This is a genomic window from Rhizobium sp. RHZ02 (assembly GCF_014851575.1).
Classification (GTDB): Bacteria; Pseudomonadota; Alphaproteobacteria; order Rhizobiales; family Rhizobiaceae; genus Rhizobium; species Rhizobium altiplani.
The window spans coordinates 228,937-255,810 of the sequence record NZ_JACUZX010000002.1; the positions used below are offsets into that span (position 1 = coordinate 228,937).

A 26,874-nucleotide genomic window follows, 5' to 3' on the forward strand; every position below is an offset into this window, starting at 1 on the left:
ATTGCATCACTGGGGGAGTAAGCTCTTTCAGGCCGATGCGGCCATATACGGGTCAGCACTCACGAGAGCGCTGCGGAGTTTTTCCATCGCCCGGCTTTCGATCTGCCGGACGCGCTCCTTGGAAATGCCGAGATCTGCACCGAGTTCCTCAAGCGTAGCGCCATCTTCGGCGAGCCTGCGGGCGCTGATGATCTTCATTTCCCGCTCATTGAGGTGCTTCAGGGCCGAAGCGAGCCAATTGCGACGGCGCTCGCCGTCGATCATGTTCGATACCTGCTCGTCAGGCAGAGGATCGTCGCTCACGAGGAAATCCATCTTCTCGGCGCTGTCGGCATCACCCGAGACTGAGGGCGCCTGGAGCGAGGCGTCATTGCTCGAGAGCCTGGCGTCCATTGTCTGGACGTCTGAAAGGCTGACGCCGAGGGCTGCCGCGATTTCCTGGTGGATGGACTGGAGCGTGAGCTGCGTGTCGCCCCTGGCAAGCTTGGCGCGCAGACGGCGAAGATTGAAGAACAGGGCCTTCTGGGCAGAACTCGTACCGCCGCGAACAATCGACCAATTGCGAAGGATGTAGTCCTGGATAGAGGCGCGGATCCACCAGCTTGCATAGGTGGAGAAGCGGACATCGCGCTCGGGCTCGAAGCGGGCCGCGGCCTCCAGCAGACCGACGTATCCTTCCTGGACAAGGTCGCTCATGGGCAGGCCGAAATTGCGAAATTTCCCGGCCATGGAGATAACGAGACGCATATGGGCCATGGCGATCTGGTTGCGGGCACCACGATCATCATTGTTCTTCCAGCGGATTGCGAGATCGTGTTCCTCTTCGCGAGCAAGGTAGGGAGCCGCCATGGCGATTTTGATCATGCGCCGGTCTGCTGACATGTTCTTCATATCGGTCTCCTGAGGCGTGACGCCAAAAAAGGGCAAAGAAATCTTGCTTCCGGACATTGGCTGCCCAGATCAAATTCATGTCTTGAACGTATAAAGGCCCCGAACTCTGGACGTTTCCAGATGGGGCCCTAGCTTAGGGTTATGCGCCGGTAATACGGCCGGGTAGGACCAGTTTCTTCAAGTTGCCGGATAGGCAGAACGTGGAAGGCATGATCCGCTCCTCATCGATCGTTTCCAGGATGCGAGCGTTCGAGGAGGGTAATGTCAGTTCCCGACGCGGTCCGCAGCTACATCTTTAAAACGCGCCACGTCGGAAAAAGTTCCAATAAAAAACCCGGCACAAGGCCGGGTTTTTTTGCAGGAAAAACAAGGAGAGCTTATGCAGCTTCATCCTGAGATTCGTCTTCCTCGATTGCCTTGCCGCGCTTCGGACCCTTGTTGAGGTTGGTCTCGACGAGGCGAACGGCTTCGGTTTCCGACATCTTGTTCACGGCAGCGATTTCGCGTGCCATGCGATCAAGTGCAGCTTCATACAGCTGGCGTTCGGAATAGGACTGTTCCGGCTGGTTCTCGGCGCGATAGAGATCGCGGACAACTTCAGCAATGGAAATGAGGTCGCCGGAATTGATCTTCGCATCATATTCCTGGGCGCGACGGGACCACATGGTACGCTTGACGCGCGCCTTGCCCTGCACAACCTTCAATGCACGCTCGACGAAATCGGTTTCGGAGAGCTTACGCATGCCGATGCTCATGGCCTTGGCGACCGGCACTTTCAGACGCATCTTGTCCTTCTCGAAATCGATAACGAAAAGTTCAAGCTTCATGCCTGCTACTTCTTGCTCTTCGATGGCGCTGATGGTACCGACGCCATGTGCGGGGTACACGATCGATTCACCGGTCTTGAAGCCGTGACGTGCGGAAGAAGGTTTTTTCTGCTGGGTCGTCATTCTATTCAAACACTCCCTGTTACGCTCCCGGCTGCAGCCGGAGCCGGGTCAGTCAAGCCCGGATGAGACGGTCGGATCCGTCGGGTGACTTACTTCTGGTCCCACCGGACAAAAACAAACATCTCCATGCGCACAAGCTTAGAGCCTCACAGCTCAAGGCGTTGATATGTCACGGAAACCGCGTTTTTGGATTTGTTTTGCTTTCGTGGTGGTTTGGGCATACTTCATGCCGCAAATGGATCAGTGTCGGCAAGCTATCACAAAAATATGACGAAATCAATAATTTGCTGCACCTGAGTCATGCGCGCAACACATGACACCCATATGCTGCAGGCACGCTTCAGGCATTTTCTACGTCACTGAACCCGGTTTTCAGGCCGAGGTTTGGGGCCGGAGGATCAGTCGCCCGCTCCGGGCTTCTCCGAGAAGTACTTCTCGAACTTGCCGGTTTCGCCGTCCATTTCCTTGGCTTCCGGCATGGCATCCTTCTTGATCGTGATGTTCGGCCAAATGCTCGCATATTCGGCGTTGACCTTGAGCCACTTGTCGAGGCCCGGCTCCGTATCCGGCTTGATGGCTTCGGCAGGACATTCCGGCTCGCAAACGCCGCAGTCGATGCATTCGTCAGGATGAATGACGAGGAAGTTCTCGCCTTCATAGAAACAGTCGACGGGGCAGACTTCCACGCAATCGGTATATTTGCAACGAATGCAATTGTCGGTCACGACATAGGTCATGAAGAACTCCAGGACTTCCACACAATGGGGCCGGGCAACCTGGAACGTCGCGCCTTTCCCCTAACCGGAAAGGAAGCAGTGAAATGCGGGGGAGGCATTTACGCTATCCGGCAAGTTGATTGTGACGTATCGGCTTTGTCTGCGGATTTCAAGAATAAAGACGTCGCAAAACCCGGCTGTTCGGACAGAGTTTTCTAATCGTCGTCCGACATCAGCTTGTCGATTGCACGGCGGTCCTTTTTCGTGGGTCTGCCCGTGCCCGTAGCGCGCATCGCCTGTTCGTAAGGTGTCAGGCGCTTTGCCTCGTCGGGTGGCGGAGTCAGGTCCTCATAGAGCAGTCGGGCTTCCTCGTAGGGACCACGTCGCTCGCCGCCCGATTTGACGATGAGGACAACATCGCGGCGCTCCAGCGCCAGCTCGACCCTGTCGCCCGTCTTGACCATCTGGCTCGGTTGAAGGGCGCGCTCGCCATTGATCCGCACATGCCCGGATTGAATGTGGCTTTGTGCCAGCGAGCGCGATTTTATCATGCGCGTGAAGAACAGCCACTTGTCGATGCGCTGCCGCGAACCGCTTCCTGGCTGTGTCTCACTGCTCATCCGCTTACTTCTTCATCTGCTCCTTCAAGGCAGCGAGCTTGGCGAAAGGAGAATCCGGATCGATCGGCTTTTCCTTGCGCGGTGGCTTTGCCTCGAAGCGCAACGGCTGTGGTCCGCCACGGTTGTTGTTGCGATCCTTGCGGTCGCCACGGTCCTGACGGTCGCCACGCTGTTCGTTGCGGTCACCGCGTCCCTGCTGTGGCTTGCCGCCATCCTTGCCGCGATGCTGGCGGTTGCCGTCGCGGCCCTCGCCATTCGCAGCACCCTGGCGGCGATGTTCGGACCCCCGGTCCTGGCCGCGATTGTTGCCGCCACGGCGTTCGCCCGGGCTGCGAGCCTGACGCTGGTTGTCCGTACGGCCACCAAGGCGCCAGAGAAGGACCGGCTTCGGCTCCTCGGCTTCTTCGGAATTTGCGATGACCGGCTGTTCGGCTGCCACTGCTTCAACAGCAGCTGGGGCTTCGGAAGGGGCTTCCTCCGATGCGCTGTCGGCATCGTCGTGATCTGCCTTCTCTGCATTATCCTCAACCGCCGTCTCGGTCGCCGGCGCTGCGGCAGCGTCCTGAGCCGACAGATGGGCAGCTGCCTCTTCCGCCTTGACGGCATCGGCGCGATAGCCGAGCCCCTTCAGGATCTCTTCCATGTCCTCCAGCGTTGCGCCGAGGATCGAAAGCATGGCGGTTGTCGTCGTGAAACGGCGACCGTCATAAGCGCCTTCGGGACGATTGGCCTGGCCCGGCTTCCACTGAAGGAGCGGGCGAATAATGTCGGCCAGGCGCTCCAGAATGTCGATACGGACCGCGCGTTTGCCAAGGAACCGGAAGCCGGCCAGCTTGTAGAAGGTGCGCTCGAAGCCCGGATCGGTAACGACCGAGGTACGGCCTGCCGCCAGCACGGGAATGAGATCGCCATAACCTGGCTTGTCGAGGCCATCATTCTTCAACGCCCAGAGGAGCGTGATGAGCTCTGCCGGGGCGGGCTTGAGAAGTGCCGGAACGAAGATGTGGTAGGCGCCGAAGCGGACACCGTAGCGGCGCATTGAGGCCCGCGCATCCTGATCCAGCGACTTCACTTCTTCGGTCACGTCGCGCCGGAACAGTACGCCGAGGTTCTCGACAAGCTGGAATGCCAGGCCCTTTGCAAGGCCCTGCAGGTCCTCTGCGCGGGACAGATCGTCAAGCGGCTTCAGAACGGTGCTGATGTGATGATTTACGAAGCGCTCGATCCGAGCGGCCACGTGGTCGCGGGCATTGCCGGTCAACTGCTCGTCGGCGAGAATGATGACACGCGGGCGCATGACATGATCGCTGCCTGCCAGGCGCGCCACCGGGTCGCCCAACCAACGGATCGAACCGTCGGAGCTGATCGCGAGATCGCCATTGCCGGCCGCATGGAGGCGAGCCGCACGTGCCTCGAATTCCAGAGCGAGCGCCTTCTGCGAAGCAGACTGGACAGCCTTAGCGTCCGGTCCCTCCGCTCCCGAAATGGGCGTGAACCGGAATCCCGACAGTTGCCCCACATGATGTCCTTCTACGAAGACATCGCCATTTACACTGATTTCAGCTTCCAGCATCGCATTCTCTCTCAGGCGCTTCATGAGCACAGATGTCCTGCGATCAACAAAGCGTTTCGTCAACCTTTCATGTAACGCATCGGACAATCGATCTTCGATTTCCCGCGTCTTTTCCTGCCAGTGTGTCGGATCGGCAAGCCAATTGGGCCGATTCGATACATAGGTCCAAGTCCTTATCTGCGCGATTCGCGCCGAAAGCGTGTCAATCTCACCGTCTGTTCGATCCGCGCGATATACCTGCTCGGCAAGGAAGTCCTCGTTTACCGTGCCATAGCGGACGAGATCGGAAAAGAGGGTGGAGATCAGATCGGCGTGTTGGGCCGGTGTAATGCGGCGATAGTCAGGAAGCGCGCAGGCTTCCCACAGTTTCTCGACGCGCGCCGGATTGTTCGCAAGGTCGATGATCTCGGGGTAGCGCGACAGCTGTTCCAGCGCTTGCTGGTCGACGGCGGGGAGCGCGCGTGTCAGGCCAGAAACCGTAGGGCCGGTCTCAAGGCTCACGCGGAGCGCATGCAGGGAGCTGAAGTCGAGGTTCTTCGTGCGCCACTGCAGCACTTTCACATTGTCGAACTCGTGGCCTTCGATGCGTTCAACCAATTCCTCATCAAAGGGATCGACCTGACCGGTGACGCCAAACGTCCCGTCGCGAACATGTCGACCGGCACGGCCGGCAATCTGCCCAAGTTCGGCGGGGTTGAGGTTACGAAACTGATAGCCGTCGAATTTGCGATCCTGCGCGAAGGCGACGTGGTCGACGTCGAGATTGAGGCCCATGCCGATCGCATCCGTGGCGACCAGATATTCCACATCGCCGGCTTGGTAGAGTGCCACCTGCGCATTGCGGGTGCGCGGACTGAGGGCCCCGAGAACGACGGCGGCCCCGCCGCGCTGCCTGCGGATCAACTCGGCAATCGCATAGACTTCGTCGGCAGAGAAGGCGACGATCGCCGAGCGCTGCGGGAGGCGGGTAATCTTCTTCTGTCCGGCATAGAACAGGTGGGAAAGCCGGGGACGCTCGACGATGGTAATTCCAGGGAGCAGTTGCTGCAGGATCGGACGCATTGTACCGGCGCCGAGCAACAGCGTCTCGTCGCGGCCGCGCAGATGAAGGATCCGGTCCGTAAAGATGTGCCCTCGCTCGAGGTCGCCGGCGAGTTGAACCTCGTCAATGGCGACGAACGCCGCCTTCGTCTCGCGTGGCATTGCCTCGACGGTGCAGACCGAAAAGCGGGCGTTGGGAGGCGATATTTTCTCTTCGCCCGTTACCAGCGCAACGTTTTGAATTCCGACCTTTTCGGCGACGCGTGTATAGACCTCGCGCGCCAGCAGCCGAAGCGGCAGCCCGATCACGCCGGTGCCATGGGCAACCATGCGCTCAATGGCATAATGCGTCTTGCCGGTATTGGTTGGTCCGAGCACCGCGGTTACTCCGCGCCCACTCAGTATCATCGGCTGCGATGTCAGTGTCATGGTCCTGCAGATGAGGCGAGGGTGCCCCAGGTCAAGTCAGCTCCTCTCCGAGCAGCACACACATGGACAGCCGTTGTCTCAAACGCAAGGGCCGATTTGAATTTACTCTGCAGTTTTCTGTTGCGCGAATAGCTTGCAGATTGCTCGTTTTGCGATTCGGAACAGCTTGAGAACGAATCGGAGACGAATCGCAGACTCCGCATGATTCAGTGTTTGTTCACGGCTAAGTATTGATTTTGAATCACTTTTTCCCACAAGATGCTGAATCGCGAAATTCGCGGCATACGTGCAACGCGATCTATGTCCAGGCTGTCAATGTCGTTTTGCCCGAAAAAGACGAGCGACATCTGCCGTATCTTTTGTCATGGGTTAATATTACGCGGCGGGACGGAAAACGGCGCACGATGAGATCGTTTTGCCCTTAAATCCAAACATTTGATACAGATGGAACAAAAATCGGTGAGGTGTGTTTCTCGTCCATTCCAGGTGTAATGACCTCGAGGACTTGAACCATGCTTGGCACCATACTGCTCATTATCCTTATTCTGCTTTTGATCGGCGCCTTACCAAATTGGGGCTATAGCCGCGGATGGGGCTATGGACCTTCCGGCGGTTTAGGGCTAGTTCTCCTGATTATTGTTATTCTTGTGCTAATGGGTCGCATCTAAGCGACGAAAAAACTGGGAGTTATGTCATGATGAAGAAGATTGTGCTCATTGGCGCCCTCGTCGGCGCACTTGCTTCCTGCACGGCGACGGAACAGGGAACCGCAATCGGCGCGGGTTCCGGCGCTATTATCGGCGGTGCCGTCAGCCATAGCTGGGGCGGTGCTGCAATCGGTGCTGTTGCCGGCGGTCTCGCTGGCGCACTGATCGGCCAGTCCGTTGAACGTCGCGGCTACTGTGTCTACAGAGACCGCTACGGCCGCCGCTACGAGGCACGTTGCCCGCGCTACTAAGGCGATAGGATTACTATTTTTGAGATCGAAAGCGCCGGCCCGACCGGCGCTTTTTGTTTGAACACCCGCCGGATCAGCGTAACTGCCGACAACAAAAAAGCCGCCTCGTTTCCGAAGCGGCATAATTTTCTCAGTGCATGCGGTGGACGATCAGTCCTTCGCGCGCTCGACGTAGGAATTGTCTTCCGTGGCGATCACGACGCGCGTGCCGGCGTTGATGTGCGGCGGCACCATAGTGCGCACGCCGTTCGACAGCATTGCCGGCTTGTAAGAGGACGAAGCCGTCTGGCCCTTAACGACCGGTTCGGTTTCCGTGATTTCGAGGGTCACGTGGCGCGGCAGCTCGAGAGCCAGCGGAACGCCTTCATGGATCGACAGGATGCAGGTCATGCCTTCCTGCAGATAGGCCTTCTGATCGCCCATCGTTTCATCGTTCACGACCACCTGGTCGTAGGTCGCCGGGTTCATGAAGTGGAAGCCTTCGCCATCTTCGTAGAGATACTGGAAGTTCACGTCTTCGACGAAGGCGCGCTCGACCTGTTCGGTCGTACGCCAGCGCTCGGAGACCTTGACGCCATCGACGATACGACGCATGTCGACCTGCGTAACCGGCGTGCCCTTGCCCGGATGAAAGTTCTGGGCCGTCAGAACGACGTAGAGCTTGCCGTCCACGTCGAGAACGTTGCCCTTGCGGACGGAAGAGGCGATGACCTTGACCATTAAGACTTCCTTGTAACTCGGCTTTTGGCGTCGTAGAGGACTGTCGATACTGCCCCGAAGACGCGATTGATTGTTCTTTGGGGGCGCAACTAACCTAAAATCCGGCAAATAGCCAGCCCTAGCGTTGGAAGGCCGGTCAGGACGATGCCAATGAATCCCTCGATCGCCAAAGTATCGCCGTGGTGGACGCCGAGCGTGCATTTGGACCGCCGTCCGGTCCTGATCGGGCGCAATGCGATCCAGTCCGCGCTGCGCGGCTATTTCCTGCGCGAGGATTTTCTGGAGGTCGACACCGCGACGCTGCAGGTTTCGCCCGGCAACGAGGCGCATCTCCATGCATTTGCCACCGAAGCCTTGACGACGGACGGCCAGACGGCGGCGCCGCTTTACCTGCATACCTCGCCTGAGTTCGCCTGCAAGAAGCTGCTTTCGGCCGGCGAAAAGCGCATCACCTGTTTCGCCCACGTCTATCGCAACCGCGAGCGCGGCCCCTTGCACCACCCGGAATTCACCATGCTCGAGTGGTATCGCGTGGGCGAAAGCTATGAGAGCCTGATGATGGACTGCGTTCGGATCCTGGCGCTTGCTGCGGAAACCATGAAGACGACGCGGCTCACCTATAAGGGCCGGGATTGCGATCCGTTTGCCGGACCGGACCGGATCAGTGTCGCCGCGGCTTTCGAGCGCTATGCCGGCATTGATTTGTTGGCATCCGTTTCCGCCGATGGTGCGACGGACCGGGCGCATCTCGCTGACCAAGTGAAGCGGATCGGCATGCGCGTTGCAGACGACGATGGCTGGGCGGATTTGTTCAGCCGCGTGCTTGTCGAAAAGGTCGAGCCTCATCTGGGTTTCGACCGTGTGACCATTCTTGACGAATATCCGGTGTCGGAAGCGGCACTGGCGCGCCCATCGGCGCTTGATCCCCGTGTTGCGGAACGTTTCGAGGTCTATGCCTGCGGCGTCGAGCTTGCAAACGGCTTCGGCGAGCTCACCAATCCGGCGGAACAGCGCCGTCGCTTCGAGATCGAGATGTCTGAAAAAGCTCGCATCTACGGCGAGAGCTATCCCCTGGACGAGGATTTTCTGGAAGCGCTTGCCATCATGCCCGAGGCAAGTGGCATCGCTCTCGGCTTCGATCGGTTGGTGATGCTGGCAACCGGTGCGTCGCGGATCGATCAGGTAATGTGGGCGCCGGTCGCGGAGTACGGCAGATGAACAGTATCGGGCCTATCAAGACCGTCGAAGGGCTGGAACGCGCAGGGCTGCTGGGTCAGAGTGACCGGGACGCGCTGGCTGATGTCGCCGCACGCTACGCCGTTGCATTGACTCCGACCGTTGCAGGTTTGATCGACCGCGCCGATGGCTCGGACCCGATTGCCCGGCAATTCGTGCCTGACGCAGCCGAGCTGATCGTTGCGCCCGAAGAGCGCGCCGACCCCATCGGCGACGAAGCCCATAGTCCCGTGCAGGGGATCGTTCATCGCTATCCCGACCGGGTGCTGTTGAAGGCCGTGCATGTGTGCCCCGTCTACTGTCGCTTCTGCTTTCGCCGCGAGATGGTTGGTCCGCAAGGCTTGGGCACGCTTGACCCCAAGGCAATGTCTGCGGCCTTTGCCTATATCCGTGACCATAAGGAAATCTGGGAAGTGATCCTGACGGGCGGCGATCCGCTCGTGTTGTCGCCGCGACGGCTGGAAGAAATTCTTCGCGAACTGGCATCGATCGACCACGTCAAGATCGTGCGGTTCCATACCCGGGTTCCCGTGGTTGATCCATCGAGGGTGGATGCGGCCCTGATTGCGGCCCTGAGAGCGGGTGGCAAGACCGTCTACGTGGCGCTGCACGCCAATCATCCTCGCGAACTGACCGCCGAGGCGCGCGCAGCATGCGCTCGCCTGATCGATGCCGGCTTGGTCATGGTCAGCCAATCGGTGCTTCTGAAGGGCGTCAATGATGATCCGGCGGTGCTGACGGAGTTGATGAAGGCCTTCGTCGAGACGCGTGTGAAGCCGTACTATTTGCATCATCCCGATCTGGCGCCCGGCACGAGCCATTTTCGGCTGACGATCGAAGAGGGGCAGAAGATCGTCGCCGCATTGCGTGGCCGGATTTCAGGTCTTTGCCAGCCCACCTACATACTCGACATACCCGGTGGCCATGGCAAAGCAGTGATCGCTCCTCAGTCGATCAGTGAGATGGGCGAAGGCTGCTATTCGGTTTCGGATTATCGCGGCGGCGAGCACCTGTATCCGCCGGTCGCCTAGTCAAAAATGGGCGAAAGAAGTGTTGTTATTGGACAATGTGTCACAAGATCCGTTGGTCACCCAAAAATACAGCTCGCGAGCAAGATGTTGAAATCTAACACAAGCTCCCCTCTTCCCTGTTCCTTTCGTAGGAATTTAGCTGAGAAGCTTAGCTGACTTTAACTACGTCATTTAGGACAATTTTGTCTTTTCCAGACTACGCGTACTCCGAGAACAAGGCGGTTTCGCCACTCGAGATATGATCATCTTGGAGAAGTCATAATGAATACTACGATCCGTGAGCTCCTGGTCAAATTTGGAAAGCTCCCTGTCTCTGTCGACCAGGTCGCCGATGATGCCGACCTCTATGCGGTCGGCCTAACGTCTTTCGCTTCCGTGCAGCTTATGCTTGGCATCGAAGAAGCCTTTGATATCGAGTTTCCCGACAATCTCTTGAATCGCAAGTCTTTCGCCAGCATCGCGGCGATCGCAAGGACCGTTGACCAGATCAAAGATAGCCGGAAGGTCGCCTGAATGAACTTTCCGGTCAAAATCGCGCAAGAGGATCTTGCCGCCAGAGCCGCGCGCGTGTCAGCGATTGCGGCAAAGCATGCAGACTCCGTCGATTTTGAAGGGAGGTTCCCGCACGAAGCCGTGGAAGCAATGAGGGCCGAGCGCTTGCTAGGCGTTCAGATCCCACGCCATTTCGGTGGCGAAGGCGCGACGATCGCACAGATCGCCGAGTTATGCTCGATGCTTGGTCAGGCTTGTGCTGCGGCTGCCATGGTCTTCGCCATGCATCACATCAAGCTTTGCAGCCTTGTTGAGCACGGCGGCGAGAGCGAGTGGCATCGGGCCTTCATGCTACGTGTTGCTGCCGAGCAATTGCTGGTCGCGTCGGCAACGACGGAAGGCGGGATCGGCGGCAATCTCAGGAATAGCATCTGCGCGATCGAGGTGGATCGTGACATTTGCCGTCTGGAGAAAGATGCGACCGTCATATCCTACGGCTCCCACGCCGATGCGATCATGGTTACCTCGCGTGCCCACGCAACTGCCGCCTCTTCCGATCAGGTGCTGACCGTCTTTTTGAAGGAGCAGTACACGTTGGAAAAAACGCATACGTGGGACACGCTCGGCATGCGCGGTACCTGCTCGGATGGTTTCCTCTTCAAGGGCGAGGCTGCGGCCGAACAGATCCTGCCGAAGCCTTTCGCAGAGATCGCGGCGCAATCGATGCTGGCATCGTCGCACCTTCTTTGGAGCAGCGTGTGGTATGGCATCGCGGTCGACGCGGTTGGCCGTGCACAGGTGTTCGTGCGCGCCGCAGCGCGCAAGTCGCCGGGTACGCCACCGCCCGGAGCCTTGAGGCTCGCCGAGGTGTCAAACTTGCTGCAGATGGTTCGATCGAACGTTGTCGCCGGTCTGAAGGCCTACGAGGACGCCAGGAGCGACGCCGACAAGCTTTCTTCCATGGGCTTCGCCGTCACGATGAACAACGTAAAGATTGCCTCATCTGAGACGATCCTCGAGATCGTCAATCACGTGATGCTGATTTGCGGGATCATGGGCTACAAGAACGGCACGCCATTCAGCGTCGGCCGCCATCTGCGCGATGCCCACTCCGCGCAACTCATGATCTCGAACGACCGCATCCTCGGCAATACGTCGAGCATGCTTCTTGTTCACAAGCAGGACACTAGCTTACTGGGGTGACGATATGGACGTGCAGACAACGTTTCTGGACAGGCTCTTCGAATCGGGCCTCTTGATCGATACGGGCGTTGACGGTCTTTACGGGCGCAGCGGACAATTCGAAGACGTGATCGCCGCCTTCGAGCGCCTGATCGACAGGTTCGGCGGCGCCGATGGTGCGGAAGCGATGCGCTTTCCGCCCGGGATGAACCGCGCCTTCTTCGAGAAGAGCGGTTACATGAAGAGCTTCCCGCAGCTTGCCGGCACCGTTCACAGTTTCTGCGGCAGCGAACTCGACCACATCAGCCTCCTTCAATGCATGGAAGTGGGCGATGATTGGACCAAGGATCAACAGGCAACCGACATCGTGTTGACGCCTGCGGCCTGCTATCCGCTTTATCCGACTGTCGCTCGGCGCGGCAAATTGCCGATGAGCGGCGGCCTCTTCGATCTGCAATCCTATTGCTTCCGCCACGAGCCTTCGCAGGATCCTGCGAGGCAGCAGCTTTTCCGCATGCGCGAATATATTTGCATGGGGACCGAGCAGCACGTCACGGATTTCCGTCAACGCTGGATGGATCGCGGCGTCGAAATGATGCAGGCGGTCGGTCTGGACGTGACCATTGATGTCGCGAACGACCCGTTCTTCGGCCGTGCCGGCAAGATGCTGGCCAATAATCAGCGCGATCAGAACCTGAAGTTCGAGCTGCTTATCCCGATCACCTCGGTTGCCAAGCCGACGGCCTGCATGAGCTTCAACTACCACCAGGACGCATTTGGTGCGAAATGGGGCCTGTACCTCGAAGACGAGAGCGTTGCGCACACCGCTTGCGTCGGCTTCGGGCTTGAGCGCATCGCGCTCGCGCTGTTTCATCACCACGGGCTCGAGGTCAAGCATTGGCCTTCCAAGGTGCGTCAAGCGCTGTGGGGCTGAATGAAACGATGAGAGCCGTCTTTCCGCGGGTCCGCCCGGACGGCTATCAACCGCATCCGCTCCATTCCGGCGAGCGCATGTGGCCTGAAACCAATTGCTATGTCGACCTCTGGATCGAAGTGCTGAGCGGCTGCGGTGCAGTACCGGAGGCGATGCTCGGTTTCACGCTCACACAGGACTTCGAGGGCGATCAGTTCACCTTCTTCAAGGTGCCGCTCGAGGATCTCGAGTCACTCTATGACATCCGCGTCACTGAGCTTGCCATTTTCGACCGCGTCGAACGGCATATCGAGGTGCAGATCGCACGCGGGCGCCTTTGCCTGATCGAGATGGACTCGTTCTATATGCCGGATACGCAGGGTACCGCCTATCGGACCGAGCATGGCAAGACCACCGTGGCGATCAACAGGCTCGATCTCACCGGCAAGCGCGTGGAGTATTTCCACAATGGCGGCTATTTCCAGCTTGAGGGTGAAGACTTCGAGGGGCTGTTCCAGCTGCAACTGACGGCGGACGATCCGTCGTTCCTTCCCTACACCGAGTTCGCGAAATTTCCGGTTCGCATGCCGGATACGGCGCATGTCAGCACTATGGCACGCAGGCTTCTAGGAACTCACTTCGGTCGCCGCCCAGTCTCGAATCCGATTCGCGCCTTTGCCGAAGTGTTTCCGCAGCAGGTGGAAGCAGTCGCAGAGCGGCCGTTTGGCTTCTTTCACAAGTACGCATTCAATACGCTGCGCCAGTTCGGTGCCAATTTCGAGCTTGCCGGAGATCACCTGGCTTGGCTTTCTGCGAGCGAATTCGCGTCCGCAATTGAAGACGCGTGCCGAATTTCCGAAGTCGCGAAGTCCGTGCAGTTTCAGCTCGCCCGGGCGGTCACCCGGAAGAAATACGAGCCATTACGCACGGCGCTTGATCCGGCAGCCGATGCGTGGGATTCCATGATAGCTTCTCTCAAGGAGCGCTTGTGAAGCCGGGAGTCTAAGCATGCGGGGACGGTTGGCGAGTGTCGGTGCGGAGGAAACTCTGCTCGCCGAAGGTTGGAATCTGGTTCTGACGGAACCGGGCGCTTGTGCGACGCCGCATGACATTCCGTTGTCCGCGCAGTTTATCGCCGCCGAGGTGCCGGGGACCGTTGCCGCGGCATTGGAGAAGGCCGGGCACTTCGATCGTGAAAACCCGGAGCCGCTCGACACGCGCGATGCGTGGTATCTTTGCCGACTTTTTGACGTACAACCCGGCGACGCGCTTCTTCGCTTCGAGGGCTTGGCGACGCTGTGTCATGTTTTCCTCAATGGGCAGGAGATCCTGTCATCGGGAAGCATGTTCACCATGCACGAGATACCGGTGACGCTTTCCGGTGGCGACGAACTGGCGCTTTGCTTCCGGGCGCTGGCACCGCGGCTTGCCGAGCCCGGCCCGCGCGCTCGTTGGCGGCCGCAGATGATCACGCCGCAAGGCTTGAAGAATATTCGAACAACGCTGCTCGGGCGCATGCCGGGTTGGTGTCCGGAAGTTCATGCTGTCGGTCCGTGGCGCCCCATCACGCTTGTCCGGCGCGATGTCGTTTCGATTGACAACGTCTCTGTCCGCGCCGTGCTCGAGGCGGATAACACCGGGCGACTGAGCGTTTCGCTTCATGCAAATGTCAACAATCCGGATCTAGTGCTCCGGTGCGGAGGCGTTCAGCAGACATTCGAGAAGATCGGCGAGAATCACTATTCGGCAATCGTCAGGCTGGAGAACGTCGATCTCTGGTGGCCCCATACTCACGGCGCACAGTGCCTCTATGATTTCTCGATCCTCGTCGACGGCGTTGAGCATCACGCCAGCCGAATCGGCTTTCGGCGCATCGACGTCGACCGCGGAAAAGACGGAGAGGGTTTTGCGTTGTTGATCAACGGCGAGCGCATCTTTTGCCGCGGTGCGGTCTGGACCACGGCGGATATCGTCCGGCTGCCGGGTGGCAAGGCCGACTATGAGCCGTTCCTGCGCCTTGCCGCGCAGGCAGGCATGAACATGCTCCGCATTGGCGGCACGATGGCCTACGAAACGCGGGAGTTCTTTGAGCTCTGCGACGAGCTTGGTCTGCTCGTCTGGCAGGACTTCATGTTTGCCAATTTCGACTATCCGAAGAACGACAAGGCTCTCACTGCGCAAGTCCACGCGGAAGTCGAGGAATTGTTGCATGCCGTTCAGGGGTGCCCGTCGTTGGCGGTGGTTTGCGGCGGCAGCGAGATCTATCAGCAGGCCGCGATGCTGGGATTGCCGCAGGACTATTGGTCGGGTCCGATCACGGAGGAGATTATTCCGGCGATCGCCGGGCGTATGCGCCCCGACGTCCCCTATGTGCCAAATTCGCCTTCGGGCGGCGCGATGCCGTTTTCTCCGAATGCGGGAGTTACCCACTATTACGGGGTCGGCGCTTATATGCGCCCGCTTGACGACGCGCGCCGTGCCAACGTTAGCTTCGCGGCCGAGAGCCTGGCTTTCGCCCATGTTCCACAGCAGCGAACGCTGCAACGCCATCTGGACGTACCGCCGGTCCATAGTCCGCTATGGAAATCACGTGTCCCCCGCGATCGCGGCGCATCGTGGGATTTCGAGGACGTCAGGGATTTCTATCTGGCGGAACTCTATGGCGAGGATCCGGCGCGTCTCCGTCGTGAGGATCGTGATCGATACCTCGATCTCTCCCGCGTCGTCACCGGTGAAGTTGCGGAAGCGACGTTTGCCGAATGGCGCCGGAAGGGGTCGAGCTGCAACGGCGCGCTGGTCTGGACCCTGCAGGATCTAATGCCCGGAGCTGGTTGGGGTGTGATCGATTCAACCGGCGAGCCCAAGCCGGTGTGGTATGCCCTGCGCCGCGCTTTCCGGCCTGTGCAGGTCGTCGTGACCGACGAGGGCACAAATGGCCTCGACGTTCACGTCCTGAATGAGACCGAGCATGCTCTCCAGCTTGATCTCGAGCTGGTTTGCTTGCGGCATGGCAGGCAGCACGCCGTCAGCGGCGGCCGCATTCTGACCTTGGCGCCGAGAAGCTGTGAGACCTTTGCCGCCACTGATCTCTTTGGCGCCTTTTTTGACACGACTTACGCCTTCCGCTTCGGCCCGCCGTCTCACGACGTCACCGTCGCGCGCTTGCGTCTGCCGGACGGAGGTCCTGTGGTCGCCGATGCCTTTCATTTTCCGTTGGGGCGCTCCAAGGCCCTCCACGACGCCGAAATCCAAGTGTCGGTGGCGCCACAGGACGAAGGGTGGGTCGTCGATCTCGCAGCCGACAGGTTCGCCCAGTCGGTCCACCTCAACGTCGATGGCTATCGGCCGGAGGATGATTGGTTTCATCTTGCGCCTGGCGCTAGCAAACGCGTCAGTCTGCTTCCGACGGCTGGAAGGACAGACGGAGAGGCACCCTCGGGTGAGGTCACAAGCCTTGGCGGCACGCGGGCGCTTTCCTTTTGACACCTCCAGCCTGCTCCTTGTTGAGCGGACTGGAACGGCAGTTCAGAAGGCCTTGAAGGTCAGTGTCGTCAGGGAACGCACGATGCCGGGGATGTTGGCGATGTTATCGTTGATGAACTTGCCAATGTCCTGCCCCTCTTCGATGTAGACCTTGAGCAGGAGATCATAGTCGCCGCTCGTCGAATAGAGCTCCGAAGCGCGCTCGGTCTGGTAGATGGCATCGGCGACTTCGTAGGTCTTGCCTGGCGCGCACTGGAGCTGAACGAAAATTGGCTTCATCGGAGTTTCCTGCATCATATTCTGGTTCGGCGCATAATGATCGAAAGCGCCATGTCGGCGCAAGGCTTCAGATCGCCGCTTCTCGAACGATCCAGTCGCGAAATGCATCCAGCGGCGCGTAGTCGGCCCGTTCTGGCGGATAGGCAAGATAGTAGTGCTCGCTGCTTTCCGCTTCGCGATCAACGGCTGCAACAAGGTCGCCGCGTTTCAATTCATCTTGAATCAGGAACGTCGGCAGCAGCGCAACGCCGAGACCGGCCATCGCTGCTTGGGCTGCCGTCGCGAACTGATCGAAGAGCATGCCGTGCACGGTTTGAAAGCTCACGCCGTTGTCCGCAAACCAGCGCTCCCATGCATCCGGGCGCGTCGTCAGGTGCAGCAGCGGGGCTTCGAGTAGATCCTGTGCCGCGTTGATCGCATGTCGGCTGCGGAATTCGGGGCTGCAGGCCGGAATTGTCTTCTCCGACATTAGAAATGTCAGCTCCGCGCCCGGCCAATGAGCGTGGCCGAAGTGAATGGCCGCGTCGATCGAATCGAGCCGGAAGTCGAAGGGTGACAGCCGGGTGACAAGATTGATCGTCACTCCCGGATTGGCGGCAAGGAAACCTCCCAGCCGGGGTGCCAGCCAGCGCGTCCCGAAGGTGGGAAGAATCGCCAGGTTGAGCGTACCACCATGCGGATTGGCACGAAGATTGAGTGATGCGCTCGAAATGCGCCGCAGCGCCTCGCGTATCTCGCGGGCATAGCCGTCGCCGGCCAGCGTCAACCGCACGGTTTGGCGCTCGCGCACGAAGAGTTCGACCCCGAGCTGCTCTTCCAATGCCTTGATCTGGCGGCTGACAGCGCTCTGAGTAAGGTCGAGTTCGCGCGCGGCGGCCGTCACGCTGCCGGTGCGGGATACAGCCTCGAAGGCGATAAGCAGGGATGTCGACGGAAGAAAACGTCGTGATGGCAGCATCAATCATTCCATTTCAGAATAAGCTATTTCCTAAATGTCGATATTTACGCCTTATTCGGCTTTGTAAAGTCATCCATCTGACAGAATCGGAATGAACTGAAAATACGATCGAACTGCCTGTTACGCACTCCTGGCTACGATCGGCAACCTGATCAGCGGTTTAACAAGCAATCGCACGGCGCTAGAATGCCGCCTGCTTAATGGATGGATTTTGATCGATGCTGAACGATCCCCGCTCCCACGGCCTCTGGGAAAAAACCGCTCCTCAGCCGCCCGTGACACCGGCGCTCGCAGGCGCTGTGAACGCCGACGTCGTAGTCGTGGGCGGAGGCTATACAGGCCTTTCCTCAAGTCTCCATCTGGCGGAAGCGGGCTCGAAGGTCGTGTTGCTGGAAGCCAAGGAAATCGGCTTCGGCGGTGCGGGCCGCAATGTCGGCCTCATCAATGCCGGCATGTGGGTCATGCCTGATGACCTTCCCGGTGTTCTCGGCCCGGTCTATGGCGAGCGGTTGTTAGACCTGTTGGGCAACGCGCCGCGGCTCGTGATGGAGTTGATCGACAAGCACGGCATTGCATGCGAGCTTGAACGAAACGGCACGCTTCACGTCGCCGTTGGCGAAAGTGGCTTGAAGGAAATCGAGGATCGCGCGCGGCAATGGGCGGCACGCGGCGCTCCGGTGACGCTGCTGGACGCGGCGGAGACGGCCAAGCGCGTCGGCAGCAGCGCCTATACCGGGTCGTTGCTCGACATGCGCGCAGGCACGCTGCAGCCGCTCGCCTACGCCCGCGGGCTTGCGCATGCGGCCGTCAAGGCTGGCGTTTCAATCCACACGTCGAGCCCGGTCATCGGAACTGAGCGGAAGGGCAATCGCTGGACCGTGAGGACCGCAAAGGGAGAGGTTACGGCCGACTGGATCATCGTGGCGACGGACGCCTACAGCACCGGCCCTTGGGAAGCGGTACGCAACGAGCAGGTCCATCTGCCCTATTTCAATCTTGCAACCCGGCCGCTCAGCGACAATTTGCGCCGCTCGATCCTTGCCGGGCGCGAAGGCGTTTGGGATACGAAGGAAATCCTCTCCTCCTACCGCATGGACCAGGCGGGACGCTTGGTCTTCGGCAGCGTCGGTGCGCTGCGCAACACCGGGCTTCAAATCCACACGGCCTGGGCCAAACGGTCCTTGAAAAAGCTCTTTCCGCAGCTTGGCGATGTCGAGTTCGAATGCGAGTGGTACGGCAAGATCGGGATGACCGACAATGCGCTGCCCCGCTTCCACAGGTTTGCGCCGAATGTTGTGGGCTTCTCCGGCTACAACGGTCGCGGGATCGCGCCTGGCACAGTGTTTGGCCGCACGCTCGCCCAGCTCATCCTGGGGCAGACGACGGAAGCGGACTTGCCACTGCCCCTTACAGCACCGTCCGAACCTAGCTTCCGCGCGGTGAAGGAAATGTGGTACGAAGCCGGCGCCCAAGTGGCCCATTTCGCAGACGCCCGATTTTGAGAACCGAGGTTGACCCCATGACCATCTCTGCACTTGATCTCGCCACTGAGACGAAAAAACTGCTCACGGAACTGGGCGTCCGCGCCGACCGCTATACCGGCGGCACCCTTCGCGTTACCTCGCCGGTAACCGGCAAGGAGATCGGTGCGCTGAAGGAGCATTCTGCCTCGGAAGCAAAGGACGCCATAGAGGCGGCACACAAGGCATTCCTCGAATGGCGGGCTGTCCCGGCTCCGAAGCGCGGCGAACTCGTCCGCCTGCTCGGCGAAGAACTCCGCGCGGCAAAAGCCGCACTCGGCCGCCTGGTCTCGATCGAGGTTGGCAAGATCGCCTCCGAGGGGCTCGGCGAAGTCCAGGAAATGATCGACATCTGCGACTTTGCCGTCGGCTTGTCGCGTCAGCTCTACGGTCTGACCATTGCCACCGAACGCTCAGAGCATCGGATGATGGAAAGCTGGCACCCCTTGGGCGTGGTCGGCATCATCTCGGCCTTCAATTTCCCGGTCGCCGTCTGGTCCTGGAATGCTGCCCTGGCGTTGGTTTGCGGTAACTCGACAGTCTGGAAGCCTTCTGAGAAGACGCCGCTGACAGCGCTTGCCGTTCAGGCACTGTTTGAGAAGGCATTGAAGCGGTTCGTTGCCGAAGGGGGCGTAGCACCTTCGAACCTGTCGACGTTGCTCATTGGTGGCCGCGATGTCGGGGAAGTGCTCGTCGACCATCCCAAGGTGCCGCTCGTCTCGGCGACCGGTTCGACGGCCATGGGCCGCGTTGTCGGTCCCCGCCTGTCACAGCGCTTTGCGCGATCGATCCTCGAACTCGGCGGCAACAATGCAGCGATCATCTGCCCAACGGCCGATCTTGACCTGACGCTGCGTGGCGTTGCCTTTTCGGCCATGGGCACGGCCGGTCAACGCTGCACGACGCTGCGTCGCCTGTTCGTGCACGAGAGCGTCTATGACAAGCTCGTTCCACGCCTGCAGAAGGCCTATGGCTCGGTGTCGATCGGCAACCCACTGGAAACGGGGACGCTTGTCGGGCCTCTGATCGACAGGCAGGCCTTTGCGAACATGCAGTCGGCTCTTGAGCAAGCGAAGGCTGCCGGTGGCAAGGTTACCGGTGGCGAGCGCGTCGAGAACGGTGCGGGAGACGCCTTCTACGTCCGGCCGGCGCTCGTTGAAATGCCTGTTCAGGCCGGCCCCGTCGAGCATGAGACATTTGCGCCGATCCTCTACGTGATGAAGTACACGGATTTCGATGAGGCTCTGGAACTCCATAACGCGGTGCCGCAGGGATTGTCTTCTTCGATCTTCACGAACGATATGCGGGAGGCCGAGACCTTCGTTTCTGCTCGCGGTTCGGACTGCGGTATTGCCAACGTCAACCTCGGTCCGTCCGGGGCCGAAATTGGTGGTGCCTTCGGCGGTGAAAAGGAAACTGGCGGCGGTCGCGAATCTGGTTCGGATGCCTGGAAAGCCTACATGCGCAGGGCGACGAACACGGTCAACTACGGCAAGACGCTGCCGCTTGCCCAGGGCGTCAAGTTCGACGTCGAATGATCATTGCTGCATTGCAGCCGAAAGGGTGATGACATAACACGTCATCACCCTATTTCGTTTTGCAGGTTGCCATGCATTTCACCCTAGCTGCAGCGGAAACGCTCGTTGTCGATGCCTTGACGCGCAATCGTGTGGACGAGGCCAATGCGCGCTCGGTCGCCAGGGCACTCGTTGCCGCCGAAGCTGCCGGACAAGGCGGTCATGGCCTGCGCCGGGTCGAGGCCTACGCAAAGCAGGCGAGGGCAGGCAAGGTCGACGGATTTGCCAGGCCGCAGCTCGAACGGCAGTTTCCCGCCGTCGTGCGCATCGATGCCTGCCATGGCTACGCCTATCCAGCCTTTGATCTTGCCGCTGCGGCGCTTCCGGAGATCGTCAGGGAGCAGGGTATCGCCTTGGCAGCGGTTCATCGTTCGCACCACGCCGGCGTGCTTGCCTTGACCGTCGAGCGCTTTGCGGACATGGGGTTTGTCGCTCTGATGGTTGCCAACGCCACGGCGTCCATGGCCGCCTGGGGCGGGCGCAAACCCGTCTTTGGAACGAATCCGATCGCGTTCGCCGCGCCGATCCCGGCAGCCGACCCGCTCGTTATTGACCTGGCGCTTTCGCGCGTCGCCCGCGGCAAGGTGATGGCTGCGCGCCAGAAAGGCGTCGCTATCCCTGCGGATTGGGCCTTTGACCGCAATGGCCAGCCGACGACGGATGCGGTTGCGGCACTCGAGGGGACGATGGCCCCATCCGGCGAAGCCAAGGGGGCAGCGCTGGCTATGATCGTCGAATTCCTCGCCGGCGCACTGACCGGGGCCAATTTCTCTTTCGAGTCCTCCTCGCTTTTTGACGACAAGGGTTCGGCGCCCGGCCTCGGGCAGATGCTTGTCGTGATCAACCCTGTCGCCAGCGGTGGAAAGGGCGTGGCGGAACGGCTGGCCAGGCTGGTGGACGAGATTTCATCCGACCCCGGAGTGCGGCTTCCGGGGCGTCGCGGCCAGACTGCCCGACGCCAGGCGCTGGAGCATGGCATCGATGTCGAGGACGAAGTGATTGCGACGATCTGCGAGCTCTAGAACGATTCTAAAGTTGATCAATGGTTTCAAGTATTTGTGATATTTGTGCCATCACTAAAACTTGAAATTCCAAATCAACAAAAATATACGGCTCATCATCCCGGGATCCCCGGTGAAACAATGGAGGGCTTCATGACAACTTCCCTTAATCGCCTTTCCGGCGCGCTGGCGCTTGCCGCCTCGCTCGTTGCCGCAACTTCGCTGGCCACCGGCGCCGCTGTCGCGCAGGAATCCGAAGGTATCGTCGTCTACAATGCGCAACACGAGAGCCTCGGGCGCGAGTGGATCGATGCGTTCACCAAGGCAACCGGCATCAAGGTAACGGTGCGCCAGGGCAGCGACATGCAGCTCGCCAACCAGATCGTCCAGGAAGGCGACGCGTCGCCGGCCGACGTATTCCTGACCGAGAACTCTCCGGCCATGACGCTGGTCGATGCCGCCGGCCTATTTGCACCGGTCGACAAGGAAACCCTCGAGCAGGTTCCAGAGCAATATCGTCCGTCTGATGGCATGTGGACCGGCATTGCCGCCCGTTCGACGGTTTTTGCCTACGACAAGACGAAGCTGACCGAAGACAAGTTGCCGAAGTCGCTGCTCGACCTCGCGGATCCGGTCTGGAAGGGTCGTTGGGGCGCTGCGCCTGCTGGTGCTGACTTCCAGGCGATCGTCAGCGCTTTGCTCGAGCTCAAGGGCGAGGAGGCGACCGCGGCCTGGCTCAAGGCGCTCAAGGAAAACTCCACGCCATATAAGGGCAACAGCGTCGCCATGAAGGCGGTCAATGCCGGCGAAGTCGAGGGTGCGGTGATCTATCACTACTACTGGTTCGGCGATCAGGCGAAGACCGGTGAGAACAGCAAGAACGTTGCCCTCCACTACTTCAAGAACCGGGATCCCGGCGCCTTCGTCAGCATTTCCGGCGGCGGCGTTCTGAAGTCGAGCCAGCATGCCAAGGAGGCTCAGGCCTTCCTCAAGTTCGTCACCGGCAAGCCGGGCCAGGACATCCTCAAGAACGGCACGTCCTACGAATATGCGGTCGGCAAAAATGCAGCATCGAATGAGAAGCTCGTTCCGCTGGCTGATCTCGATGCACCGACGGTCGATGCAGCCAACTTGAACAGCAAGAAGGTGACGGAACTGATGACTGCCGCCGGCATCATCTAAGTCTTTCTGTCACGGGCCCGGGGGTTAAAACTGTTGCTTTTGGCTCAAGAAAAACGTAGGGCATGACGAAATCGGCAACCGCCTTTCATAGGCGGTTGCCTTCCTTTTTCAGCGTATAAAGGCGGCAGGCCTTGCTGCAGGACAACAGATTGCTTGTTCCCGGTCATGAAAGGCCGATGGTGCGGCCGGTGGCGGGAATAGATCGGCTGCGGGCGCGTTTGCCCCACGCTTCCGTCATCCTCTTTGCTTCCGTCGTGGCGCTGTTCAGTTTGGTTCCGCTTGGTTTCATCGGCTGGATAACCTTTGATGTCGGTTGGCAGACCGTCAAGGAATTGGTGTTTCGTGCGCGCGTTGGCGAACTGCTTGTCAACACGGTGCTGCTGGAAGCTTTTACCATTCCGCTGTCGATCGCCCTTGCCGTAACGCTGGCCTGGTTGGTCGAACGGACGGACATCCCCTTCGCCCGGCTTTGGTCGTGGTTGGCGGTTGCGCCGCTGGCGGTGCCGGCCTTTGTCCATAGCTACGCCTGGATCAGCGTCGTTCCCGGCATGCGTGGGCTGCAGAGCGGTGTCTTCGTCTCCGTACTGGCATACTTTCCGTTTCTTTATCTTCCGGTCGTCGCTGCCTTGCGCCGGCTGGATCCAGCCATTGAGGATGCGGCCTCTTCCCTTGGCCTCGGCCCCTGGCGTTTGTTCTTCCGCACCATCTTGCCGCAGTTGCGTTTCGCCATCTGTGGCGGTTCGCTGCTGATCGGGCTGCACCTGCTCTCGGAGTACGGCCTCTTCGTGATGATCCGTTTCGACACTTTCGCAACCGCGATCGTCGACCAGTTCCAATCCGCCTATAATAGCCCGGCCGCCAACATGCTGGGTGGCGTTCTCGTCGCTTGCTGCCTGCTTCTGCTGGGTCTCGAAATCCTGTTGCGCGGCAATGAGCGGTATGCCCGCGTTGGATCCGGTTCTGCGCGGCCCGCGGATCGCCGTCGGCTCGGCGGGTTCATAGTGCCTGCGATCATACTGCAGGTGGGTCTGGCGGCTTTGACGCTCGGTGTTCCCTTGGTGACGCTGGTGCGGTGGCTCTATCTCGGCGGCCTCGAGGTCTGGCGCGTCGACACGGTCGGCAATGCGTTTGTGCAAACCATTATTCTTGCGATCGCCGGCGGCGTGCTTGCCACGATTGCCGCCGCGCCGATGGCCTGGCTTTCGGTCCGGGCGCCAGGGCGTCTGCAGCGCCTGCTCGAGGCCTGCCACTACTATGTCGGTTCGCTGCCGGGCGTGGTCGTCGCGCTCGCGCTGGTGACGATTACCGTCCGGCTTGTTCTGCCCCTGTACCAGACCTTCGCGACCCTCGTTGCTGCCTACATCCTGCTGTTCCTGCCGCGCGCCATGGTGGGCCTGCGCGCCAGCATCGCCCAGGCGCCCGTGGAGCTTGAGCGTGCTGCAATGGGTCTTGGCCGGACACCTGCCCAGGCCGTGCGACAGATCACCATGCGGCTGGCCGCGCCAGGCGCGGCCGCCAGCGTTGCGCTCGTCGGTCTCGGCATTACCAATGAGCTCACCGCGACATTGATGCTGGCGCCAAATGGGGTGGAGACACTTGCGACGAAGTTCTGGTCGCTGACCAGCGAGATCGACTACGTGGCGGCGGCGCCTTACGCATTCATGATGGTCGTGCTATCGCTGCCCCTCACCCTTCTTCTCTATGCCCAATCGAAACGGACTGCCGGACAATGACGCTGCTTACGATCGATCGCATCAGCAAGCGCTATGGGCATGTCCAGGCATTGCAGGACATCTCACTCGATGTCGCCGCCGGAAGCCGCACGGCCGTTGTCGGGCCATCAGGGTCGGGCAAGACGACGCTGCTGCGCATCATCGCCGGCTTCGAGCAGCCCGACGAAGGTCGTGTGACGCTTGACGGCGAGCTGCTGGCGGATGGACCGGTAGCGGTGCCTGCGCACAAGCGAGGCATCGGGATCGTGTCGCAGGACGGGGCGTTGTTTCCGCATCTGAGCGTTGCCGACAATATCGGTTTTGGCTTCGAGCGCGGCGCGCCCGATCGCGAACGACGCATCATCGACCTGCTCGATATGGTCGAGCTTGACCGCAACATGCTCACCCGTCGGCCACACCAGCTTTCTGGCGGCCAACAGCAGCGTGTGGCACTTGCCCGCGCGCTCGGCCGCAAGCCGCGTCTGATGTTGCTCGATGAACCGTTTTCGGCGCTCGATACCGGTCTGCGTGAGAATATGCGCAAGGCCGTGGCCCGCGTTCTTCAGTCCGCAGGCATCACCGCGATCCTCGTCACGCATGATCAGGCGGAGGCTCTCTCCTTTGCGGATCAGGTTGCCGTCCTGCGGGAAGGGAAGTTGATCCAGGCAGGGTCGCCGCAATCGGTTTACCTGCAGCCCCTCGATCGGGAGACAGCTCTGTTTCTCGGAGACGCGGTGATGCTTCCAGCCATCGTTCGCGACGGCTTTGCCGATTGTGCGCTCGGCCGGGTCGCCGTCGACGGCGGCCATAAAGGCAAGGTCGAGATCATGCTGCGGCCCGAACAGATTAGGGTCGTTCCCGATGAAAGCGCGCAGACCTATCGCGGACGGGTCGTCGAAGTGGAATTCGGCGGGGCGACCTGCACCGTCGCCGTGTCGCTTGAAGGCGTTGCCCTTCCGCCGATCATGATCAAGACGTCAAGCGTGGCGCTTCCCGAGCGCGGAGATCATGTCCGCCTCGACATCGCCGGCAAGGCTCATGTTCTTGGAAGCCGCTGATCAGGCGATCTTACGTTCGGAACTCTCGCCTTCCGACAACCAGCCACCGCTAAAGCCTGCCAGTTCGAGGCCGCGGCGGATGACCGGTGAGCGTCGCATCAGACCCCAGATGAAGTCCGAGCGGTCATTCTCGATCGTCATGACCAGTAGGCCTTGGTCGATGCCGACGCAGCGATCGTCGACCCAACCTTCAGGTCGCTTGGTCTTGACAGTCGGGTTGAATCCACCGGGGAAGCGATCCTCGTAGAGCAGGTTCGGATAGGTGGACATCAGGGCGCGAAGGCCATCGAGCGAGGCCTGGCGGTCATATGGGAGCGATGCAAGCGCTGCCCACGGTGCGATTGTGCCATCATCGGGCCCGAGCGGTGCGCCACGCGCGGCATAGCCGAGCACGCGCGGATGGCGACCGCCGCGCATGTTGCGGGTCGGAGGCGGACCATCCGAAGCGGACAGTCCCCAGATGTCCTTGTTGTAGCCGACGAAGTGGCTGGGATTGCGCTCGGCGTAGTCCCGCTGCACGGCGATCGATATCTGCGTGTTGCGGAAATAATCCCAGTTTCGTTCGGCCATCGCCTTGTCCTGGATTCCACGGAAATCGATCCAGGCATGCGAGAAGAAGTGAATGAAGAGCGGGCCGGCATAGACATAAGGTTGGTCGCCGAACAGCATCCACGAATAGCTCGCGGTAAAGGCATCGTAGCTCGACGCCGGGATCGGATGTGTTGGGGAAGCGAGGGCCAGCGTATAAAGCAGGATCGCTTCGTCGTAGCCCTGCCAGCGCCAGCGCAGGAAGCCGCTGCCCGGCTTCCAGCCCATGCAGACGGTCTGGCCCTTGTTCAGCGCCCAGTGCCAGTCGATTCTCTCGTAGACCAAACTCGCGAGCCTGCGGATCTCCGTCTCGTCTTCGGTGTTGCGGTCGAAATAGGCCGCCGCGGTCAACATGCCTGCGACGAGAAGCGTGGTGTCGATCGTCGACAACTCGCTGTTCCAGGCGCGGTGGCCGGTGTCCATGTGCAGGAAATGATAGAAGAAACCGCGATAGCCGATCGCGTGCCGCTCACGACCTTGGTGGCCGTTGGCAAAGAAGCATAGCGTCTTCAGCGTGTATTCGATCGCGTCGGAACGCTGCATCCAGCCGCGCTCGACTGCGACGGGATAGGACGACAGGGAAAAGCCGACCGCGGCGATGCTGCAGGGAACGCCCGCGATGGAGGTGTCCGCGACCAGCCCGTTTTCGGGATTGTAGTGCTTCGGGAAATAATTGAATGCGCCTTGCTGAAGCCTGTCGATCAGCGCGGCATCCGTTTCCTCGGTCCGTTGTAACATACGTGCCAAGCCCAACTTGTTGTCCA

23 protein-coding genes and 1 pseudogene are annotated in these 26,874 nt (G+C 60.1%); 15 read left to right on the forward strand and 9 right to left on the reverse strand.

What is annotated here, in order from left to right:
- Positions 1-27: 27 nt before the first annotated feature.
- From IB244_RS03935 to IB244_RS03955, 5 genes are all read right to left on the reverse strand, one after another.
- Positions 28-891, reverse strand: coding sequence for an RNA polymerase factor sigma-32 (locus IB244_RS03935; protein WP_018855886.1), 864 nt, complete (start codon positions 889-891; stop codon positions 28-30).
- 377 nt (positions 892-1,268) lie between these two features.
- Positions 1,269-1,841, reverse strand: coding sequence for a CarD family transcriptional regulator (locus tag IB244_RS03940; RefSeq protein WP_007528356.1), 573 nt, complete (start codon positions 1,839-1,841; stop codon positions 1,269-1,271).
- Between the two features lie 398 nt (positions 1,842-2,239).
- Entirely contained in the window at positions 2,240-2,578 is a 339-nt protein-coding gene (gene fdxA / locus IB244_RS03945; protein ID WP_025658085.1) for a ferredoxin FdxA, read from the reverse strand.
- A 194-nt stretch (positions 2,579-2,772) separates the two neighbouring features.
- Positions 2,773-3,177: an RNA-binding S4 domain-containing protein gene (locus tag IB244_RS03950; RefSeq protein ID WP_113469702.1), complete on the reverse strand. Its 405-nt coding sequence runs from the start codon at positions 3,175-3,177 to the stop codon at positions 2,773-2,775.
- Between the two features lie 4 nt (positions 3,178-3,181).
- Positions 3,182-6,220 carry a helicase-related protein gene (locus tag IB244_RS03955; protein ID WP_113469703.1) on the reverse strand — a complete coding sequence of 1,013 codons (3,039 nt, stop codon included), beginning with the start codon at positions 6,218-6,220 and terminating at the stop codon, positions 3,182-3,184.
- A 512-nt stretch (positions 6,221-6,732) separates the two neighbouring features.
- Here IB244_RS03955 and IB244_RS03960 point away from each other — a divergent pair.
- Both IB244_RS03960 and IB244_RS03965 read left to right on the forward strand, forming a co-directional pair.
- Complete coding sequence (locus IB244_RS03960; protein WP_018855882.1) at positions 6,733-6,888, forward strand: DUF3309 family protein; 156 nt, start codon at positions 6,733-6,735, stop codon at positions 6,886-6,888.
- 26 nt (positions 6,889-6,914) lie between these two features.
- On the forward strand, positions 6,915-7,178 hold the full coding sequence (locus tag IB244_RS03965) for a YMGG-like glycine zipper-containing protein (protein ID WP_018855881.1): 264 nt from the start codon (positions 6,915-6,917) through the stop codon (positions 7,176-7,178).
- Positions 7,179-7,328: 150 nt separating this feature from the next.
- Here IB244_RS03965 and efp read toward each other — a convergent pair whose 3' ends face one another.
- Positions 7,329-7,898: an elongation factor P gene (gene efp / locus IB244_RS03970; RefSeq protein WP_018855880.1), complete on the reverse strand. Its 570-nt coding sequence runs from the start codon at positions 7,896-7,898 to the stop codon at positions 7,329-7,331.
- 150 nt (positions 7,899-8,048) lie between these two features.
- Here efp and epmA point away from each other — a divergent pair, with 150 nt between their 5' ends.
- From epmA to IB244_RS04005, 7 genes are all read left to right on the forward strand, one after another.
- A complete protein-coding gene (epmA, locus tag IB244_RS03975) occupies positions 8,049-9,116 on the forward strand; it encodes an EF-P lysine aminoacylase EpmA (protein ID WP_018855879.1) in 1,068 nt (355 codons plus the stop codon).
- A complete protein-coding gene (locus IB244_RS03980) occupies positions 9,113-10,165 on the forward strand; it encodes a lysine-2,3-aminomutase-like protein (protein ID WP_113469704.1) in 1,053 nt (350 codons plus the stop codon). The genes epmA and IB244_RS03980 overlap by 4 nt, the downstream gene beginning before the upstream one ends.
- A gap of 261 nt (positions 10,166-10,426) precedes the next feature.
- Complete coding sequence (locus tag IB244_RS03985) at positions 10,427-10,678, forward strand: acyl carrier protein (RefSeq protein ID WP_018855877.1); 252 nt, start codon at positions 10,427-10,429, stop codon at positions 10,676-10,678.
- On the forward strand, positions 10,679-11,860 hold the full coding sequence (locus IB244_RS03990; RefSeq protein WP_113469705.1) for an acyl-CoA dehydrogenase family protein: 1,182 nt from the start codon (positions 10,679-10,681) through the stop codon (positions 11,858-11,860).
- 4 nt (positions 11,861-11,864) lie between these two features.
- Complete coding sequence (locus IB244_RS03995; protein ID WP_018855875.1) at positions 11,865-12,773, forward strand: amino acid--[acyl-carrier-protein] ligase; 909 nt, start codon at positions 11,865-11,867, stop codon at positions 12,771-12,773.
- 8 nt (positions 12,774-12,781) lie between these two features.
- Positions 12,782-13,744 (forward strand): DUF1839 family protein, encoded by a 963-nt coding sequence (locus tag IB244_RS04000; RefSeq protein ID WP_192241235.1) that lies wholly within the window; start codon positions 12,782-12,784, stop codon positions 13,742-13,744.
- A 16-nt stretch (positions 13,745-13,760) separates the two neighbouring features.
- On the forward strand, positions 13,761-16,235 hold the full coding sequence (locus IB244_RS04005; protein WP_018855873.1) for a glycoside hydrolase family 2 protein: 2,475 nt from the start codon (positions 13,761-13,763) through the stop codon (positions 16,233-16,235).
- Between the two features lie 42 nt (positions 16,236-16,277).
- Here IB244_RS04005 and IB244_RS04010 read toward each other — a convergent pair whose 3' ends face one another.
- Both IB244_RS04010 and IB244_RS04015 read right to left on the reverse strand, forming a co-directional pair.
- Positions 16,278-16,514: an Lrp/AsnC ligand binding domain-containing protein gene (locus IB244_RS04010; RefSeq protein ID WP_007794587.1), complete on the reverse strand. Its 237-nt coding sequence runs from the start codon at positions 16,512-16,514 to the stop codon at positions 16,278-16,280.
- A gap of 67 nt (positions 16,515-16,581) precedes the next feature.
- Positions 16,582-17,472: a LysR family transcriptional regulator gene (locus IB244_RS04015; protein WP_113469707.1), complete on the reverse strand. Its 891-nt coding sequence runs from the start codon at positions 17,470-17,472 to the stop codon at positions 16,582-16,584.
- Between the two features lie 218 nt (positions 17,473-17,690).
- Between IB244_RS04015 and IB244_RS04020 the strand changes: the two genes are divergently transcribed.
- The 6 genes and pseudogenes from IB244_RS04020 to IB244_RS04045 all read left to right on the forward strand — a co-directional run bounded on the left by IB244_RS04020 (position 17,691) and on the right by IB244_RS04045 (position 25,522).
- Entirely contained in the window at positions 17,691-18,974 is a 1,284-nt protein-coding gene (locus IB244_RS04020; RefSeq protein WP_062374004.1) for an NAD(P)/FAD-dependent oxidoreductase, read from the forward strand.
- Between the two features lie 17 nt (positions 18,975-18,991).
- The gene (locus IB244_RS04025) at positions 18,992-20,530 is read left to right on the forward strand and encodes an aldehyde dehydrogenase family protein (protein ID WP_113469708.1); all 1,539 of its coding nucleotides are present in this window, start codon (positions 18,992-18,994) and stop codon (positions 20,528-20,530) included.
- A gap of 71 nt (positions 20,531-20,601) precedes the next feature.
- Positions 20,602-21,591 carry an Ldh family oxidoreductase gene (locus tag IB244_RS04030; RefSeq protein WP_018855869.1) on the forward strand — a complete coding sequence of 330 codons (990 nt, stop codon included), beginning with the start codon at positions 20,602-20,604 and terminating at the stop codon, positions 21,589-21,591.
- Positions 21,592-21,723: 132 nt separating this feature from the next.
- Positions 21,724-22,752: an iron ABC transporter substrate-binding protein gene (locus IB244_RS04035; protein WP_113469743.1), complete on the forward strand. Its 1,029-nt coding sequence runs from the start codon at positions 21,724-21,726 to the stop codon at positions 22,750-22,752.
- Between the two features lie 115 nt (positions 22,753-22,867).
- Positions 22,868-24,485: pseudogene (locus IB244_RS04040) on the forward strand (ABC transporter permease).
- Positions 24,482-25,522 carry an ABC transporter ATP-binding protein gene (locus IB244_RS04045; protein ID WP_025658098.1) on the forward strand — a complete coding sequence of 347 codons (1,041 nt, stop codon included), beginning with the start codon at positions 24,482-24,484 and terminating at the stop codon, positions 25,520-25,522. Before IB244_RS04040 ends, IB244_RS04045 begins: the two are co-directional and overlap by 4 nt.
- On the opposite strand, the gene IB244_RS04050 is transcribed toward IB244_RS04045, so the two are convergent.
- A complete protein-coding gene (locus IB244_RS04050; protein ID WP_113469709.1) occupies positions 25,523-26,848 on the reverse strand; it encodes a glucoamylase family protein in 1,326 nt (441 codons plus the stop codon).
- Positions 26,849-26,874: the final 26 nt, after the last annotated feature.